Source organism: Protofrankia sp. CiP3, from assembly GCF_917627345.1.
Lineage (GTDB): Bacteria > Actinomycetota > Actinomycetes > Frankiales > Frankiaceae > Protofrankia.
In genome coordinates this window covers 1-992 of the sequence record NZ_CAKJTM010000148.1, presented here as the reverse complement: position 1 = coordinate 992, position 992 = coordinate 1, and the positions used below count along the sequence as shown (strand labels likewise).

Genomic DNA, 992 nt, shown 5'->3' with positions numbered 1-992 from the left:
CGAGGTCGCGGGTGCGCGGGTTGTTGCGGCGCTTCTCGGCGAGGGAGGCGAGGGTGGCGGCGACCGGCTTGGCGCGGCCGTGCAGGACGCGTAGCAGGTGCCCGTCGCCCCACTCGCTGACCTCGGTGGGCGTCCTGCCGCGGTTGAGCTGCACGGCGGCCTTGCGGAGGTACTCGGCGGCGTGGATGTAGTCGATGATGATCGGGACCTTCAGGGCGCGTCGCTGCGCGTGCTCGCCGATGGCGGTGATCTGCTGCTTGTTGCCGTCGACGAGGAAGATCCGCTGGTGGAGGTGCAGGGGGTCGCGCAGGTCGGCCTCGTCGAACGCCCGGCCGATCACGGCGGGGATGTCGTCGATGATCGACGCGGAGACCCATGTGTCCCGCGCGGTCGGCCCGGGGCGTTCAGCGCGCCGGGCGGGTGAGGCGGCGATGTCCTCTGGTTGTCGCACGGCGGGAGTGAAGGTCGTGACGGCGACGATCTCGGCCATCTTCTTGATCCCGGGATGGGTCACGTCGCTGTTCGTGCCGGTGCGGTGCTCGGGGCGAAGCGCGATGCCCTTGCCATCGCCCTGCATCATCAGCACGTCGCCGTCGGCGAGGTCCGTGGCCCCGGCGGCGCGCAGGTCGTAGAAGTCGCTGACCCAGCGGGCCAGGTCGCGCGCGATCTGGGCGAGTTGGGCGCGCCCGATGGTCACTCCGGTTCTCGCGGCGATGACCTGCTGGGCCTGCCCGTAGCCGCTGGTCCCGAGATGGAAGGCCGCCAGGGCGCGCATCCCCAGCGAGTAGGCGTCGTCAGCGAACGCCCAACGGGTGTCGGCCGGGTAGAGGTTCGCCTCGCGCCGGTTGCGGTAGGCGAGCCGGGACGCCCGGACCGGCCCGAAGATACTGATCATACCCCGGTCGTGGTCCTTTTCGACGCCGCCATGGCGGATCCCGGCCGCGGACACCAGGTGGCTGACCCGCTGTTCGCGAGCGGCGTCGAGGGCGAAC

1 pseudogene is annotated in these 992 nt (G+C 71.3%); it reads right to left on the bottom strand.

Annotated elements, in window-relative coordinates:
- Positions 1 to 992 (bottom strand): annotated as a pseudogene (locus MJ797_RS24655) (hypothetical protein); the annotation flags it as partial.